The organism is Polynucleobacter sp. AP-Latsch-80-C2, from assembly GCF_018882185.1.
Lineage (GTDB): Bacteria > Pseudomonadota > Gammaproteobacteria > Burkholderiales > Burkholderiaceae > Polynucleobacter.
Genome location: NZ_JACVOY010000005.1, coordinates 115,971 through 132,218 on the forward strand (window position 1 = coordinate 115,971; position 16,248 = coordinate 132,218).

The 16,248-nt window shown below is 46.1% G+C and carries 17 protein-coding genes; 10 read left to right on the top strand and 7 right to left on the bottom strand.

Annotated elements, in window-relative coordinates; translation table 11 throughout:
• Positions 1-2: 2 nt before the first annotated feature.
• Positions 3-596 (bottom strand): urate hydroxylase PuuD, encoded by a 594-nt coding sequence (locus ICN47_RS07265; RefSeq protein WP_216219270.1) that lies wholly within the window; start codon positions 594-596, stop codon positions 3-5.
• A 213-nt stretch (positions 597-809) separates the two neighbouring features.
• Here ICN47_RS07265 and ICN47_RS07270 point away from each other — a divergent pair, with 213 nt between their 5' ends.
• On the top strand, positions 810-1,790 hold the full coding sequence (locus ICN47_RS07270; protein WP_216219365.1) for a tripartite tricarboxylate transporter substrate binding protein: 981 nt from the start codon (positions 810-812) through the stop codon (positions 1,788-1,790).
• A gap of 40 nt (positions 1,791-1,830) precedes the next feature.
• Here the strand turns inward: ICN47_RS07270 and ICN47_RS07275 are convergent, their stop codons facing one another.
• The 5 genes from ICN47_RS07275 to ICN47_RS07295 all read right to left on the bottom strand — a co-directional run bounded on the left by ICN47_RS07275 (position 1,831) and on the right by ICN47_RS07295 (position 7,119).
• The gene (locus ICN47_RS07275; protein WP_216219271.1) at positions 1,831-2,607 is read right to left on the bottom strand and encodes a 3-hydroxybutyrate dehydrogenase; all 777 of its coding nucleotides are present in this window, start codon (positions 2,605-2,607) and stop codon (positions 1,831-1,833) included.
• Between the two features lie 129 nt (positions 2,608-2,736).
• Positions 2,737-5,133, bottom strand: a complete 2,397-nt coding sequence (locus ICN47_RS07280; RefSeq protein WP_216219272.1) for a xanthine dehydrogenase family protein molybdopterin-binding subunit — start codon at positions 5,131-5,133, stop codon at positions 2,737-2,739.
• Positions 5,134-5,153: 20 nt separating this feature from the next.
• Positions 5,154-5,663 carry a (2Fe-2S)-binding protein gene (locus tag ICN47_RS07285; protein ID WP_216219273.1) on the bottom strand — a complete coding sequence of 170 codons (510 nt, stop codon included), beginning with the start codon at positions 5,661-5,663 and terminating at the stop codon, positions 5,154-5,156.
• 30 nt (positions 5,664-5,693) lie between these two features.
• Positions 5,694-6,548: a xanthine dehydrogenase family protein subunit M gene (locus ICN47_RS07290; RefSeq protein WP_216219274.1), complete on the bottom strand. Its 855-nt coding sequence runs from the start codon at positions 6,546-6,548 to the stop codon at positions 5,694-5,696.
• 94 nt (positions 6,549-6,642) lie between these two features.
• Positions 6,643-7,119, bottom strand: coding sequence for a CoxG family protein (locus ICN47_RS07295; protein WP_216219275.1), 477 nt, complete (start codon positions 7,117-7,119; stop codon positions 6,643-6,645).
• A gap of 112 nt (positions 7,120-7,231) precedes the next feature.
• On the opposite strand from ICN47_RS07295, the gene ICN47_RS07300 reads away from it, so the two are divergent.
• From ICN47_RS07300 to ICN47_RS07335, 8 genes are all read left to right on the top strand, one after another.
• The gene (locus tag ICN47_RS07300; protein WP_216219276.1) at positions 7,232-7,924 is read left to right on the top strand and encodes a TetR/AcrR family transcriptional regulator; all 693 of its coding nucleotides are present in this window, start codon (positions 7,232-7,234) and stop codon (positions 7,922-7,924) included.
• Positions 7,925-7,938: 14 nt separating this feature from the next.
• On the top strand, positions 7,939-8,397 hold the full coding sequence (locus tag ICN47_RS07305; protein ID WP_216219277.1) for a glyoxalase: 459 nt from the start codon (positions 7,939-7,941) through the stop codon (positions 8,395-8,397).
• Between the two features lie 10 nt (positions 8,398-8,407).
• On the top strand, positions 8,408-9,673 hold the full coding sequence (locus ICN47_RS07310) for an FAD binding domain-containing protein (protein ID WP_216219278.1): 1,266 nt from the start codon (positions 8,408-8,410) through the stop codon (positions 9,671-9,673).
• A 51-nt stretch (positions 9,674-9,724) separates the two neighbouring features.
• Positions 9,725-10,960: an ABC transporter substrate-binding protein gene (locus tag ICN47_RS07315; RefSeq protein WP_216219279.1), complete on the top strand. Its 1,236-nt coding sequence runs from the start codon at positions 9,725-9,727 to the stop codon at positions 10,958-10,960.
• Between the two features lie 117 nt (positions 10,961-11,077).
• The gene (locus tag ICN47_RS07320; RefSeq protein WP_255538964.1) at positions 11,078-11,932 is read left to right on the top strand and encodes a branched-chain amino acid ABC transporter permease; all 855 of its coding nucleotides are present in this window, start codon (positions 11,078-11,080) and stop codon (positions 11,930-11,932) included.
• Positions 11,933-11,947: 15 nt separating this feature from the next.
• Positions 11,948-12,907: a branched-chain amino acid ABC transporter permease gene (locus ICN47_RS07325; RefSeq protein ID WP_216219280.1), complete on the top strand. Its 960-nt coding sequence runs from the start codon at positions 11,948-11,950 to the stop codon at positions 12,905-12,907.
• The gene (locus ICN47_RS07330; protein WP_216219281.1) at positions 12,907-13,662 is read left to right on the top strand and encodes an ABC transporter ATP-binding protein; all 756 of its coding nucleotides are present in this window, start codon (positions 12,907-12,909) and stop codon (positions 13,660-13,662) included. Before ICN47_RS07325 ends, ICN47_RS07330 begins: the two co-directional genes overlap by 1 nt.
• A 14-nt stretch (positions 13,663-13,676) precedes the next feature.
• Complete coding sequence (locus ICN47_RS07335) at positions 13,677-14,381, top strand: ABC transporter ATP-binding protein (RefSeq protein WP_216219282.1); 705 nt, start codon at positions 13,677-13,679, stop codon at positions 14,379-14,381.
• Here ICN47_RS07335 and ICN47_RS07340 read toward each other — a convergent pair.
• Complete coding sequence (locus tag ICN47_RS07340) at positions 14,378-14,872, bottom strand: YqaA family protein (protein WP_370626283.1); 495 nt, start codon at positions 14,870-14,872, stop codon at positions 14,378-14,380. The genes ICN47_RS07335 and ICN47_RS07340 overlap by 4 nt on opposite strands.
• A gap of 196 nt (positions 14,873-15,068) precedes the next feature.
• On the opposite strand from ICN47_RS07340, the gene ICN47_RS07345 reads away from it, so the two are divergent.
• Positions 15,069-16,238, top strand: coding sequence for an acyl-CoA dehydrogenase family protein (locus ICN47_RS07345; RefSeq protein WP_216219284.1), 1,170 nt, complete (start codon positions 15,069-15,071; stop codon positions 16,236-16,238).
• Positions 16,239-16,248: the final 10 nt, after the last annotated feature.

Below are 16,248 nucleotides of genomic sequence, written 5' to 3' on the forward strand. Positions count from 1 at the left end.
ATTTATGAAACGATCACAAACCATGTTGTGTTGTGTGATTGAGCAACCATCAAGAACAACATTGGCACTGAAAGCAATGTGTTTAAACGGGATGTCAACATTGCAACACGTGCAGATTTAGCTTTTACATCAGCTTCAACAGTAACCATGCCTAAGGCACGCTTTTGATTTGGCCAAATGATGAACCAAACGTTGAAAGCCATCACTAAAGCAATCCACATACCTAAACCAATAGCGCGGAATGGCGCTTGCAATGTAAAGGCTTGATGCAAGTAACCGTTTAAAGCGGCAACAATCAAACCAGTTACTACTGTAAACAAAGCAGCGTAGCGGAACCAGAACAATGCAGCAGGGGCAATGACTTTACCGATGGCTGGTTTTTGTTCATCAGGAATCTTTGGCATAGAAGGAATTTGCACAAAGTTAAAGTACCAGAGCAAACCAATCCACATCACACCAAACATCACGTGCAACCAGCGGAAAATGAAAGGCAATTCAGCAGAAGCAAAGTTGCCGCCTAAAGCCAAAATAATTAATACGAGAAGCGCAAAACCAGCAAATACGGTGCGCCCTAATGAAGTCAAAATTGAAGCCATGAAAGGATCTCCTTTATATAAGAATGCGGTGTAACTATAAACGATTCTAGTGAATTTGTTTAAGTTCACCCAAATGGGGAATTCTTACTCAAAATTGCCCAAAAACCGGAATCTGCCCCTCCCCCACTAGAGAACCATGAATTACTAGAAAAATAGATAAACTATGAATATTGATTTGCACAGATTAAAACCCAAATATATAGAGACATGAAGATGCAGTTAAGCCACCTCACTAAAGCAGTTGTACTATTAAGCTTTGCCATCTTGGGCTGCCTACAGCATGCCCAAGCACAGGAATTTCCACCCAAGAAAACAATCACTATTGTGGTTGGTTTTGCCCCCGGTGGATCTGCTGATAGCGCTGCCCGCATCATTGCGAAAAAACTCAGCGAAGATCTTGGTCAAAATGTGATCGTCGATAACAAGCCAGGGGCTGGCGGCAATATTGCTCATGCCTATACTGCCAATGCGACACCTGATGGTTCCGTTATTTTGTTTGGCTCCATTGGCCCACTGTCTATCGCACCTCATTTAATGAAGTTGCCTTATGACCCTCAAAAGGATTTGGCACCGATTACGATGGGCGTTACCTTTCCTAACGTTTTAGTCGTCATCCCTGAGTTAGGCGTAAAGAATTTCAAAGAGTATGTTGCGATGGCCAAGAAAAACCCTGGCAAGATTACTTTTGCTTCGACTGGCAGCGGATCAGCCTCCCATCTACAGGGTGAGCTTTTAAACGATAGAGCAGATATAGATACTGTTCACGTTCCTTATAAAGGTGGCAGCCCTGCAATGGTTGACCTCCTTGGTGGCCGGGTCTCATCCTACTATTCCGCTTTAGCTACCGCTGATCCCTACATCAAGAATGGCAAACTCATTCCGATCGCTACTACTGGCTTAAAGCGCGCGCCAACCCTACCAAACGTTCCTACGATTGCAGAATCTGGCTATCCAGGATTTGATGCTGTGAATTGGTATGCGTTTGTAGCGCCAGGCAAAACACCTGATGTCATTCTAGAAAAATGGAATAAAGCATTGGTTGCTGTACTCAGCGATAAGGCCACTAACAAACAGTTAGCAGAACATGGCTTAACGCCGAATCCTAGTAGTCGTCAGGATCTTGCTAAATATATTGCTAGTCAATCTGCCACTTGGGGCAAGATTATTTCTGATAGAAAAATTACAGCCGAGTAATCACTCGGCTGTATTGATATGCGGCAGGGCTGCTAGCGATTTACTGAGCAGTCCAACCCCCATCCATATTCCAGGCTACGCCCCGAACTTCAGAGGCATCTGGTCCACAGAGAAATACCGCTAAAGCTGCCAACTGCTCAGGAGTTACAAATTCTCCTGAAGGCTGCTTCTCAGAAACCAGCGCTTGCTTTGCTGCCTCGTTAGAGATCCCCTCACGTTCAGCACGAGCGTCTACCTGTTTTTGGACCAAGGGTGTCAAAACCCAACCAGGGCAAATAGCATTACAAGTAATGCCAGTGCGCGCATTTTCCAAGGCGGTGACTTTTGTTAATCCGACAATACCGTGCTTGGCTGCGACATAGGCTGCTTTTTGTGTAGATGCGACCAGACCATGAACTGAAGCAATATTGATGATGCGACCCCAATTGCGTTTCTTCATTCCAGGCAAGGCGTGATGCGTCGTATGAAAAGCAGAGCTTAAGTTAATCGCAATGATGGCATCCCACTTATCAGTAGGAAAATCTTCAATATTGGCGGTGTGTTGAATGCCGGCATTGTTCACCAAGATATCCAAGGAACCAAAACGTTTTTCAGTTTGCTTGATGAGATCTTCAATCTCAGCAGGCTTACTCATATCTGCGCCGTGATAATCTACCTCAACGCCGCAAGCTTTAATTTTTGCTAAGGCTTCCTCTTTTTCGCCAAAGCCATTCACCATAATATTGACGCCCTGCTTTGCCAATGCAATTGCCATTCCCAAGCCAATACCGCTAGTAGAACCTGTTACCAGGGCTGTTTTACCTTTTAATGTGGACATATCTTCAATACCGTATCAAGTTAATCAGGGGGGGTCGCAAAATAGCGACCGCTAAAACTTGATGTTACAGGATACCCATACCCCATGAGGATGGGGTATGCACCAAGAAAATAAGGATCAGAGGAAAAATTAGATCTTTTTGAGGGCCCGCAGGATCTTTTCGCAAGTAATAGGCTGATCAAAGACATTTACCTTGAATGGTGCCAAGGCATCATTGATTGCATTTTGTACGGCACCAGGCGCACCCGCAGTACCAGCCTCACCTGCACCTTTTGCACCTAGCTTGGAAGATTGCGTTGGCGTCTCTACGTGCGCTACCTCTATGTCCGGCATTTCATTGGCCATAGGTACCAAGTAGTCTGCCATGCTGCCATTGCGTAACAAGCCGCTTTCGTCATAGAGACATTCCTCAAACAATACGCCACCAATACCCTGAACAATAGCGCCGCGAACTTGCTCATCGACCAACATAGGATTAATCACTCGACCGCAATCTTCTACCGCCCAATGCTTGAGTAGTTTTACAAAACCAGTCTCGGGATCTACCTCAACATAAGAAGCCTGAACGCCATTCGTAAAAATAAATGGGTACTCTTTCTGGGTGTAGTGACGCGTCACCATCAGGTCAGCTGAAAATCCTGCAGGCAGAGTATCGGTTCGGAAATATCCAATCCGTCCAATCTCACCAAAAGGTAGCAGTGACTCACCACTGGCTTTATCTAGCACATGACCTCTGCGAACTGATAACTCAGTAGCAGATCTGTTCAAGATTGCCCCTGCTAATCTGAGAATATTTTCTTGTAGAGCTTGGCAAGCTAAAAGCACTGCCTCACCGCCAACGCCTGCGCCCCGTGATGCCCAGGTTCCACCCCCATAAGGAGTGACATCGGTATCGCCAGTAACAATGCGTACCTGATTGATGGCGACTCCAACCGCATCCGCTGCAATTTGGGCATAGATACCCTCAGTACCCTGGCCTTGCTCACCAACACCAATTAATACCGAAACTACTCCACTTGGATCTAGGCGGACTGTTGCACCATCCTGAGAGGCAATCCGCGCCCCACCGACACCATAAAATGCTGGACTTGGATTAGTCAACTCAATCAAGGTTGCGAAACCAATACCGCGATAGATGCCCTGCTTACGCAATTCCTCTTGCTCCTTACGCAAGGCAGGATAGTCCATCATCTTTTCGATTGTGCGTAAGCATTGCTCGTGCGAAAGAACTTCTAATTTGATTCCTGAAATTCCTGAGCAAGGATAAGCATCATCCGGGATCACATTGCGCTTACGGAACTCCAAAGGATCCATCTGTAACTGTTGTGCCGCTAAATCTACCAAGCCCTCGGTAACTGCACAGGCAATCGGATGACCCACACCGCGATACTGACAAGTTGGCGTTTTATTCTGAAATACGACATTGAGTTTGGCGCGATAGTGTTGATGCTTATAGGGTCCGCCAACTAAATTGACCACCTGGTTACCCTCGATGGCGCTGGTTCTCGGAAACATTGAATAAGGACCAATGGCAGTTAAATCATCAATCTCAAAGGCCAAGATATCGCCTGCCTTATTAGCAGCAATACGACCCTTGATACGATGCTCACGCGCATGGATATCGCTCGTAAATGACTCGAGACGATCCGCCACAAACTTCACGGGGCGCTCAAGCATCATTGCTAAGCCAACCGTAGCAAAATCATCAGGATAGGCATGTACTTTGATGCCAAAGGAACCGCCAACATCTTTGCAGATCACATGCACATCGGATTCGGATAGACCAAACTGACGACAATACAAATCTTGCATCATGTGGGGCGCTTGCTGGGAGTGATATACCGTTAAGCGCCGCTCACCTGGGTTGTAATCCGCAATCTGACAACGAGGCTCGAGGGTGACGCCAGTATGTCGACCAAAACCAAAGGTAGCTTCCGCGACTACATCAGCATTAGCAAATACCTCATCTACATTTCCGACATCTAAGCTGCGGGTAAAACATAAATTATCACCAAGCTCAGGATGAATTAATGGCGTCTGTGGATCCAAGGCAGTCTCCATAGAGACAACAGCCGGCAACTCTTCCCACTCCACATCAATTAACTGCAAAGCATCTTCAGCTTGTGCTCGGGTCTCTGCTACTACCGCCACTACCGGCTCACCCTGCCAACATGCGCGATCAATCGCTAAGGCATGTTGTGGCGCAGACTTCATGCCCGCTAAGTGGCCTAGCGTTGCCACCCAAGGCTTACAAATTTTTGCCATTTCCACGCCATCCACCACTGCGAGTACGCCCGGCATCTTGCTTGCTTCATCTTTATGAATCTTACCAATCTTCATGTGCGCCACAGGGGAGCGCCAGTAAACAACATGTCCCATGCGCGGTAACTTAATGTCATCGATATAAGTTCCTTGGCCTTCTAGAAGGCGTCTTGCACTGTGTCTTGGTTCGCTATTACCAATATAGCGTTGATCATTGGTCACGGGATCCAATACCAGTCCCTTTAAATCACTTGGCTTATTCATCTTACGGTTTCCTAATTCGATTAAGCGTGAGCAACAACGGGTTTGATTTTTTGACCCTTAGCACGTGCATCCAATACATCGACAATGGCATCCACAATCGAGTGATAACCAGTGCAGCGGCAATAATTTCCCGAGATCCATTCGCGCACTTCTTCACGCGTCGCTTTGGGTCTTAGTTCAATTAATTCGGCTGCAGCTAACAACATTCCAGAGGAGCAGAACCCACATTGCATCGCGTTATGACGCATGAAAGACTCCTGCAGATCCGACAAGGCACCACTCTTGGTAAGACCTTCAATCGTCTCAACCTCGCCACCATCCGCCTGAATCGCGAGATATAAACATCCCCGAATAATTTGACCATTTACCTTCACGGTGCAGGCACCACAGGCGCCCTGTTCACAGCCAAGATGGGGGCCCTTTAAATGCAGTTCTTCGCGCAAGAAATCTACTAAATGGGTTCGCGGCTCTATCTCTGCTTTTACAGAAACGCCATTCACGGTCATTGCAATTTTTTTCTTAATGCTCATCAAAATCTCCGAATTCTTTTCTGACGTATTTCAGGAAACCAAATGCTTGAGACCACGCTCAAGCAATACCCCGATTAAATGTTGTTTCGCTTCTGCACTATTCGTAATATCGGCAATCGCCTCGATCTCTGAGCGAGCTGCTGCTACCGCTTTACCGATTAAGGCTTCGTCAAGCTTGTGACCATCAACCAAGTTCTGTGCGCTAGTAGCCATCACTGGAGTAGCGCCCACAGAGAAAAAAGTAAAAGCGCAATCATTTAAGACATCGCCCTGCTTCTTAGCTACCGCAGCTAAACCTGCAACGGCATAATCGCCATGCCTTCTAGCTAGCTCATGGAAATAAAAAACTTGATCCTGAGTGGCAATTGGAAATTCGGTTGCCACGAGGATTTCATCTGGCTCAAGTGAGGTGGTGTAAAGATCAATAAAAAAATCTTGAGCGGAAATACGGCGCTCACCTGCAGGACCACAAATAATCATGACGGCATTCAAAGTCAAGCTGCATGCTGGCCATTCTGCTGCTGGATCGCCGTACGCCAATGATCCACCCCATGTACCCAGATTACGAATAGCACGATGCGCAATGTGTGGCACTGCAGCTTTTAATAAGGGCGCATGCTTGGTAATTAACTCTGAATCTTCAATTTCGGTGTGCGTTACTAGCGCACCAATTCTGAGCTGGTCGCCAACTACGCTAATGCCCTTTAGCTCAGCGATATCCGTAATATCAATCAGTACGCTTGGCTCTGATAGACGCATATTTAATGTGGCCAGCAAGGTTTGACCGCCTGCAATTAAACGCGCATCCTCACCTGCCTCAGACAATAGAGATAAGGCCTCAGGCAAGGCCTTTGGCTTTACATAATCAAATGCTGCGGCTTTCATTGTGTCTCCTCCACTGCCATTTTTTTAGCCCTTAAGGCTTTATGTTTTTTTGCTAATGCGCTTACTGCAATTTTTATTTTTTATGACTGCCTTACTACTCACTACCAGTACCAGACTCCAGCACCACTGTCTCCCCGCCTAATTCTTTTGCAAACTTTTGAAAGAAATCATCTGCAATCTTTTTTGCTGATGCGCTAATTAAGCGCCCGCCAATTTGTCCTAACTTTCCGCCAATAGAGGCTTCAGTCGTGTATGAAATCAAAGTTCCACCCTCTGCCTGCTTCAACTCAACGCGGGACTTGCCTTTGGCAAAGCCAGCTGCGCCACCAGATCCCTCAAAAGCCATAGAGCAAGACTGGTCAGGAATAATGTCGCTGAGGAGCAATTTGCCCGAAAAACGTGCCCTGACAGGGCCAATCTTGAACATCACCTTGGCATGAACCTCCTCTGGAGAGATTCGGCTAATTTCCTCACAACCCGGAATGGACTTAGCCAGCACATCAATATCGTTCAATCCCCTCCATACATCTGGGATTGGAGCGGCTATGAGTTGCTCGCCATTGAGTTCCATTTACTCTCCTTGGGGTTTGTACGAATAGAGTCTTATCGACCAATTGTTCAACAATGTACCATTATTTAACTTTTGGTCAATAAGTCCAAATTCGGATAAACCCTGAGAATCCATGCGTTTTACTGAAGATAGCGTTTCCAGCCCAAATCAAGCCGAAAATTCGGTAGATGCCATCGCCCCAACGAGGCGTCGGATGAGTACTGCCGAGCGGAAACGTCAAATTTTGGATCGCGCCATTCAGTTTTTTGCCAAATACGGGATTGACGGTCAGCTCCGAAATCTGACCAAGGAATTAGGTGTCACCCACACCCTCCTCTATCACTACTTTCCAACTAAAGACGCACTGATACAAGAAGTTTACAAAGAGGTATTTGAATCCAGGTGGAAACCCGAGTGGGAAACACTACTGGATGATGAGTCGCTGACTCCTGAAGAAAAGTTCAATGCTTTTTATTTGGATTACACCAATACTGTCCTCACCTATGACTTTGTACGCATCTTAATTTTCTCAGGCTTGAGTGATCACAGTATTAGCGATCGATTCTTTGCGTTATTGCGCTCGCGCTTATTACCAAGACTTATACGCGAGACTCGCAAGTACTGCAATCAACCGACTACACCTAAGCCTACTCAGCGGGAACTGGAGTTCCTCATGGGCTTACATGGTGGTATCTTTTACATTGGCATGCGCCGCTGGATCTATGGTCAAGCGATATATGCCGCAGAGAGCCCAGACACCGAACAAGAAATTATTCGTGATCGCGTGCAATCCTACCTTCACTCCGCTAAATCTCTATTTGCTTAATTCCAAAGGTCGACATGTCCAACTTAAGCCTTAACCACTTCTCCATTCGCAGTCTTGAAATTGAAAAAACGACTGAGTTCTTTACTAAATTATTGGGCTTAACTGTTGGACCAAGACCAGAATTTCCCTTTCCTGGTGTATGGCTCTATAACGGTGATGAGAGTAGCTGGGCCAATGCCGTACTCCATCTGATTGCGATTGATAAGAATGATCCCAATGGCTTAAAGAAATATCTTGGAGATCGCGATCCTTCTTCTCTGCACGGCTCAGGTGCAGTTGACCATATTGCCTTCTTTGCAAATGGTCTCGAAGAAAAAATTGCACTGCTTCAATCCATGAAGGTTCAATACCGCGAGCGTACCGTTCCAGTTCTCAAACTCCATCAGATCTTTCTAGATGATCCCAATGGTGTGGTCATCGAATTGAACTATCCAGCAGAAGAAAAAGCTGCTTTAGACGCCAAGGCGGCATAAGAAAGCATTCATGGCAAAAATTCTGGTAGTGGGCGGATCTCTTGGAGGCTTATTTGCAGCGAATATGTTGCTGCGCCAAGGTCATGACGTCACCTTATTGGAGAAAGCCCTAGGTTCACTAGATGGTAGAGGTGCAGGGATTGTGACGCACGATGCTTTAGCGAATGCGCTGCGTGCTGCCGGTGTAACAGTAGATGACACCCTGGGTGTTCCAGTAACAAAGCGAGTGACGCTAGGTGAAGATGGGCAAAGCCTGGGTGAAATGGAGTTGTCACAAGTATTAACCTCTTGGAGTCGCTTGTATCAGATGCTTAAAGAAAGCTTTCCTAGCGAACGCTATCTACAGGGCAAAACCGTCATTGCAGTCAAGCAAGATAATGATGCTGTGTATGTAAGCTGCGAAGACGGCAGTCAATACGAAGCAGAAGTATTAATTGCTTCTGATGGAATCCGCTCTGGGGTCAGAGCACAAGTCGCTCCAGAGATCCAACCTGAATATGCTGGTTACATTGCCTGGCGTGGTGTATGTGATGAAGCCTGTCTCTCCAAATACACCTTAGATACCTTATTCAATCGTTTTGGCTTTTGCCTACCAAATGGCGAACAAATGCTGGGCTATCCAGTAGCAGGATCAGGCAATGACACACGTCCAGGAAAGCGCCGTTACAACTTTGTCTGGTATCGCCCCGCCTCTGAAAACGATGAGCTTGTTAGTCTCTTGACGGATGATGATGGCCACTACTATCCAGCCGGAATTCCACCTCTGAAAGTTTCCTGGAAACATATTCACAAAATGCGCCAAAAAGCCAAAGAGATTCTGGCGCCGCAATACGCAGAGATCCTGGAAAAAACGGCAGCGCCATTCTTGCAGGCGATTTACGATGTGCGCTCCGAGGAAATTGTATTTGGGCGCATTGCTTTAATGGGTGATGCTGCTTTCGTTGGAAGGCCACATGTCGGTATGGGCGTCACTAAGGCAGGCGATGAGGCAATGGTGATTGCTAAACATATTGCCCAACTGGGGGCAACTCCCGCTGCATTGCAAGCGTATAGAGATGAGCGGCTTCAACTGGGTCAGCAAGTGGTAGCCAGAGCGCAATATTTAGGTCGATATATGCAGGCCCAGGGTAGCAAAGGTACCCCTAATAGCGAAAACCTGAAACGCAATGCCGACACAGTCATGGCTGAAACTGCAATCGATATCAGTGATTTATTAGCCCAAGGGAAAGCAGTGCCTGAGTCCACGCATTCATTGGTGCATTCAGTTAAGATTTAGAACATAAAAAAGTATTCTTATTTAAACAGGTTTTATATGGAGGAGACAACCATGAAACAAAAAGTAACGAATCAATCCAGAAGAAAAGTATTGATCGGTGGAGCTGCCGTAGCGAGCACTCCACTCTGGTTAAACGTAGCAAATGCTCAAGCAGACACCATTAAGATTGGTTTTCCAACACCCTTAACCGGCCCCTTCTCTGCAGAAGCACAAGACCAAGTCAAGGCTGCTGAATTGGCTATCAAAGAATTTAATGATGCCGGCGGCTTTAATGGACGCAAAGCTGAACTCTTAGTGCGCGATGACAAACTCAACCCAGGTGAAGCTGCAACTCGCACCCTAGAGTTGATTGAAAAAGATAAAGTGAATTACGTCGTTGGCTCACTGTCGGCTGCTACTCAACTCTCGATTAATGCAGTTTGCAAAGAACGTAAAGTGCTCTTTAACTCTATTAGTCAATCTGACGCCATCAATGAAGCAAAAGACTGGAGCGTTTATACATTCCACGAAGCGTTAAATCCGACCATGACCGCTGGCGCTGTTGCTCGCTACTCCATTCCACGATTTGGCAAAAAGATTGTATTCTTAACCGCTGACTATGCCTATGGTCATGAGATGGTTCGCGCCTTTGAGCGTGCTGGAAAAGAAATGGGTGCGACAACCCTAGCGGATATTCGTCATCCATTGGGCGCATCGGATTACTCTGCTTTCTTGCCACGCATTAAAGCTCTGAATCCCGATATTTTGGTGCTTTGTAATTTCGGTCGTGACTTAGTAAATGCCGCCAAACAATGTACCGACTTTGGCTTGAAGTCCAGCATGAAAATTGTGACCCCCGTTTTGCTCTATACCTCACGCCTTGCTGGTGGCCCTGAAGCTTTTGAAGGCATCATCGGCGGCACATCCTACTACTGGGGTTTAGAGGATCGCATCCCTACTGCTAAAGCATTCAACGATGCATTCCGCAAAATGTATAACGGCTCTGTACCGTCTGATTACGGCGCATTAGGTTACGCTGGTGTGAAGAGTGTTTTAGCTTCCATCAAGATTGCAAAATCAACTGACACCATGAAGGTAGTTACTGCCATGGAAAACCTGAAGTACGACTGGTACAAAGGACCTGAGTACTATCGTAAATGTGATCATCAAGCAGTTCAGACTGTCATTATTGTGGAATCCAAGTCTAAGAATATGAAAGACAAGTATGACGTCTTCAATATTTTGACGATCGAACCCACGACTGAAAAGAACATGCGTTCTTGCGCAGAATTGGGTCACAAAGCCTAAGGCAAACACGTCAAGGCATTCATCTGAATGCCTTGAACTACTCCCCCTGATCTATTTGGGTCAAGGGGAGTTTTTCTGAGTACATCTATGACTGGTCTGACATTCGAACTTTTATGCATGCAACTACTAACCGGGATTGCTCTCGGTAGTATTTATGCGCTATTAGCCTTGGGCTTATGCTTGATTTTTGGCATGCTCAATGTAGTGAACTTTGCCCACGGCGCCTTCTTTATGGTTGGCGCCTTCTTAGGCGTTTATTTTTTAGGCGTTACTGGAAACTTCTGGTTTAGCTTATTGCTAACCCCCATCCTGACAGGATGCCTTGGCTTAGTAACGGAACGTTTTTTGGTGAGGCCTTTGTATGGTCGCGGTATCGATTACCCCCTCCTACTGACATTTGGCCTATCCTACGTATTGATTGAGGTAATGCGCGTCACTTTTGGTATCGAAGGTCTTCCATCCGTCACCCCCGAGGGCTTAGGCGGCACCGTCAATGTAGGTATTGGCTACTTCCCTAAATATCGTTTATTTTTAATTGCTGCGACCGCGGTCATTATTTTTGGTGTGTGGTTCTTTATTCAAAAAACCCGTTACGGTCTCATTATTAAAGCGGGCGCTGCCGACCAAGAGATCGTGAAAGTTCTGGGTGTTGATATTGCCAAGGTTTGGTTGCTCGTGTTTGCGCTAGGTTGTGCTATCGCTGGCTTATCCGGTATCTTAGCTGCCCCCACTCGCTCAGTAAACCCAGAAATGGGCATACCCATTTTGGCCGAGTCCTTTGTGGTGACAGTTGTGGGCGGCATGGGATCTCCCGTCGGGGCTGTAGTAGCGGGCTTACTAGTAGGCATCGTTTACAGCATGACTTCCCTCTTCTTTCCAGATCTTGCCGAACTTTCTATCTTTGTTCTGATGGCTGTTGTGTTATTAATTCGCCCGCAAGGACTTTTTGGTAAAGCAGGAGCGATGGGCTAAGACCTAGATAACGATATGAACTCATTTTTCCAATTCATTGCACGTCATCGCGTATTAGCCAGCACGCTTTTCTTGGCTATCTTTCCGTTCATCATGCCGTATGAAGCATTAGCAATCAACATCCTGATCTTCGGCTTATTTGCCATGGGCTTTAATCTGCTCTTTGGTTATATGGGCCTACTCTCATTCGGCCACGCTGCTTTTTTAGGTACTGGCAGTTATCTCACCGGCATTAGCATTGTTCACTATGGACTACCCTGGGGAACCGCTATTCTGATTGGCGTAATTGGATCAGCCATCGCCGGACTCATCATGGGCTTCTTGGCGATCCGCACCCGAGGCATTTATTTTTCAATGGTGACATTGGCGCTTGGCCAAATCATGTACTACTTGTTCTATAAATCTGAGAGCCTTACTGGCGGTGAAAATGGTTTGCGTGGCGTGAGAGTCGATACCTTCAATATCTTGGGTATCCCAGTAGATTTTTTAAATCCCCTGGTGAAGTACTACATCATTCTCTTCTTTGTAGTCATCGCTATCTGGTTTATCTCACGCATCCTCAACTCACCCCTTGGTGCCGTGATGGAAGCGATTCGTGAAAATGAGAAACGGGCATCGGCTTGTGGCTTTGATGTGGCCCGCACCAAATTACTGGTCTTCGTTTTATCTGCCGCGATTTGTGGATTAGCTGGCTCTTTGCGCGCCCTCCATCTTTCTATTGTTCCGATCGACTCCTTGCATTACTTGCAATCAGGTCAGGCGGTGATGATGAGTATCTTGGGCGGCATGGGTACTTTCTTTGGGCCTTTTATAGGTGCTGCAGTCATGCTCTATCTTGAGGATGTAGTGACGACCTTCACAAAACATTGGATGGCGGTCATCGGCCTCGTCTTTATGTTCTTTGTGCTGTTCTTCCCAAAAGGAATCTGGGGAAGCATTCTGAGCAAGCTCCAAATTGGGCAGGATTCAAAATAATGAATAACGCTAATAAAACCCCTATTCTTGAAGCGCGCAATGTCAGCAAAAGTTTTGGTAAGTTCAAAGCTTTGCAAAACGTATCCACTAGCTTTATGCCTGGAACTTTGACTGCCATCATAGGTCCCAATGGCGCAGGGAAAAGCACCTTCTTTAATGTTCTGAGTGGTGCATTCCCTCCCACTAGCGGTCAAATTTTATTTAACGGTAAAGATATTACCGGCATGCAACAGTATGAGTTTGCCCGCATTGGAATATCCAAAAGTTTCCAGATTACCAATGTCTTTAAGCAATTAAGCGTTCATGAAAATGTCCGAGTGGCAGCGCAAATGGAAACCGCACGCTATAACTTTTTACGGAATGCCCAAAGCTACCCTGAACCAATCGAGCTAGCCGATCAACTATTGCGCCGAGTCAATTTAGAACATCTTCGCAATAAGAAGACTGGGGATTTAGCCCATGGCCAGCAACGGGCCCTCGAGATTGCCATGGCATTGGCTTGCAATCCTAGCCTACTACTCTTAGATGAGCCTACGGCTGGTATGTCACCTGAAGAAACACTCGTCATGATGGATCTCATTCGCACCTTAGCAAGTGAGCGTACCGTTATTTTGGTTGAACATAAGATGAAACTCATTATGGGATTATGTAAACGCATCATTGTTCTTCACCATGGCGAATTTTTAGCTGAAGGAACTCCAGAAGAAATTCAAAATAATGCAGAGGTACGCCGCGTGTACCTGGGCCAAGGTTAAATTGAAAGCGATCTATGTTGCGTGTTGAAAACTTAAATGCCTGGTATGACCGAAGCCACGTTTTACAAGGCATCTCACTCGAAATAAACAAAGGTGAAATCGTGACCTTAATGGGTCGTAATGGTGCAGGCAAAACAACCACCCTGCGCTCCCTCATGGGCTTACTCTCTAAGCGCCAAGGTTCAGCCTCGATTGATGGGACTTCATTTTTAGATATGCCAGCACACGCCCGCTTCCATCTAGGCTTGGCATATGTCCCTGAAGACCGCCGGATTGTTCCTGGCCTCACCGTAAAGGAAAACCTAGAGCTTGGCATCATTGCCCAAAAGAATCGTGGCGATATGAGTGCCATGGTGGATGAGATTGCAGAGACCTTCCCCCGCCTCAAAGAGCGTCTTCATCAGGATGGCACCTCCATGTCTGGTGGCGAGCAGCAGATGCTAGCTATTGCTAGGGCGATGATTGGAAAACCAAAAGTCATCCTACTCGATGAGCCATCCGAAGGCATCATGCCAGTCTTAGTCGATGAGATGTTTGAATTGTTTGCCAATCTTAAGCAAAAGGGTTTAACCATCCTCTTGGTAGAGCAAAACGTCCAACAGGCTTTGAAGATTTCAGATCGTGCTTATATCTTGGATCAGGGCGAGATCGTATTTCATGATACGGCTCAGAATTTACTGAATAACGATGATATTCAGCAAAAGTATTGCGCGGTTTAAAACAAATGCAACCAATGTCCAAGCTGATGCCAAATACTATTGGGAACTAAGGTTAGCATCCAGGTTATCGTGAGATAACGAAACAGTTTTCCAAAGAACATATAAATTAAGCATGGCATCCATGCGAGTCGCAACCATCCTGCGGCAAAGCAGAGTGGATCACCAAAACCAGGCAACCAAGATAGTAGGAGCATCTTCGGGCCCCGCGCTGCTAACCAAGCTTGCACACGGCCATGCGTTGGCCCCTTTAATGACTCAAAACTACGTCGACCAATGAATCCAAGCCACCAATCAAGCATGCCTCCACAAGTATTACCAACTGTCGCCACCATAATAGCGATCCAATACATCTGCGGTTCAATCGAGACATAGCCAAATAGGATGGGCTCCGAACCAATGGGAATTAGCGTTGCGGAAATAAATGCGCTAATGAATACAGCAGGCAGTCCAACAGAGGGCATACCAAACCATGAGAAAAAATGTCCGAACATCTGCTCCATTAAGGCAGCATCCCAGAAGTTTTCAGGATTTGTTGAGGTAAATTTTCAATTGGCAAAATCTTGGCCCTTTATTCATTTCTAGGGCTTATTGTCCCCTTCTTTTTGCTATTTTCACGGATTTTCAAATCTTGCTTAAACTATTGTCCAATTCATCAAATAAACCAAAAATTGATTAACTGAGACATTAATGAATCAACCGATCCCTAAGCCAGACCAATACCAAGATATGCGCGAGGCCCTGCGCGACCTATGCAAGAGCTTTGACTCTGCCTACTGGCAAAAAATCGACCACGAACGTGGCTATCCAGAGGCTTTTGTTAAAGCAATGACCGATGCCGGCTGGTTAGCAGCTCTAATCCCTGAAGAATACGGTGGCTCTGGCCTGGGTTTAGCTGAAGCCTCAGTGATCATGGAAGAAATTAATTTTTCGGGCGGTAACTCAGGTTCTTGCCATGGCCAGATGTACAACATGGGCACCTTACTTCGCCATGGATCAAAAATACAAAAGCAAATGTATTTACCCAAAATTGCTTCTGGTGAGTTGCGACTTCAAAGTATGGCGGTAACTGAACCTACTACAGGAACTGATACCACCAAGCTCAAAACAACTGCCGTTAAAAAAGGGGATAAATACATTGTCAATGGTCAAAAGGTGTGGATCTCTCGGATTCAACACTCTGATCTGATGATCCTACTGGCACGCACTACCTCTTTGAGTGAGGTGAAGCGTAAATCAGAAGGTATGTCGATTTTTATCGTCAACCTCAAAGATGCCATTGGTAAGGGCATGGAAGTCAGACCCATCGCCAATATGGTGAATCATGAAACCAATGAAGTCTTCTTTGATAATTTAGAAATTCCAGCAGAAAATTTAATCGGTGAAGAAGGTCAAGGATTCAAATACATCTTAGATGGTTTAAATGCAGAACGAGTACTGATTGCTGCTGAGTGCATTGGTGATGCTTATTGGTTTATTGATCGCGCTACACGCTATGCTAATGAGCGCGTTGTATTTGACCGCCCTATTGGAAAAAACCAAGGCATTCAATTCCCAATTGCCGATAGTTATATTGAAACCGAAGCTGCAAATTTAATGCGCTTTAAAGCTTGTGAACTCTTTGACAGCCATCAACCCTGTGGACCAGAAGCCAATATGGCCAAATACTTAGCTGCTAAGGCTTCATGGGAGGCTGCTAATGTTTGCCTACAAACTCATGGTGGGTTTGGCTTTGCTAATGAATACGACGTTGAACGAAAATTCAGAGAGACACGTCTGTATCAAGTTGCCCCAATTTCAACAAACTTAATCTACTCCTACGTGGCCGAGCATATTCTTGGTCTCCCAAGATCCTTTTAACTGGTATTGA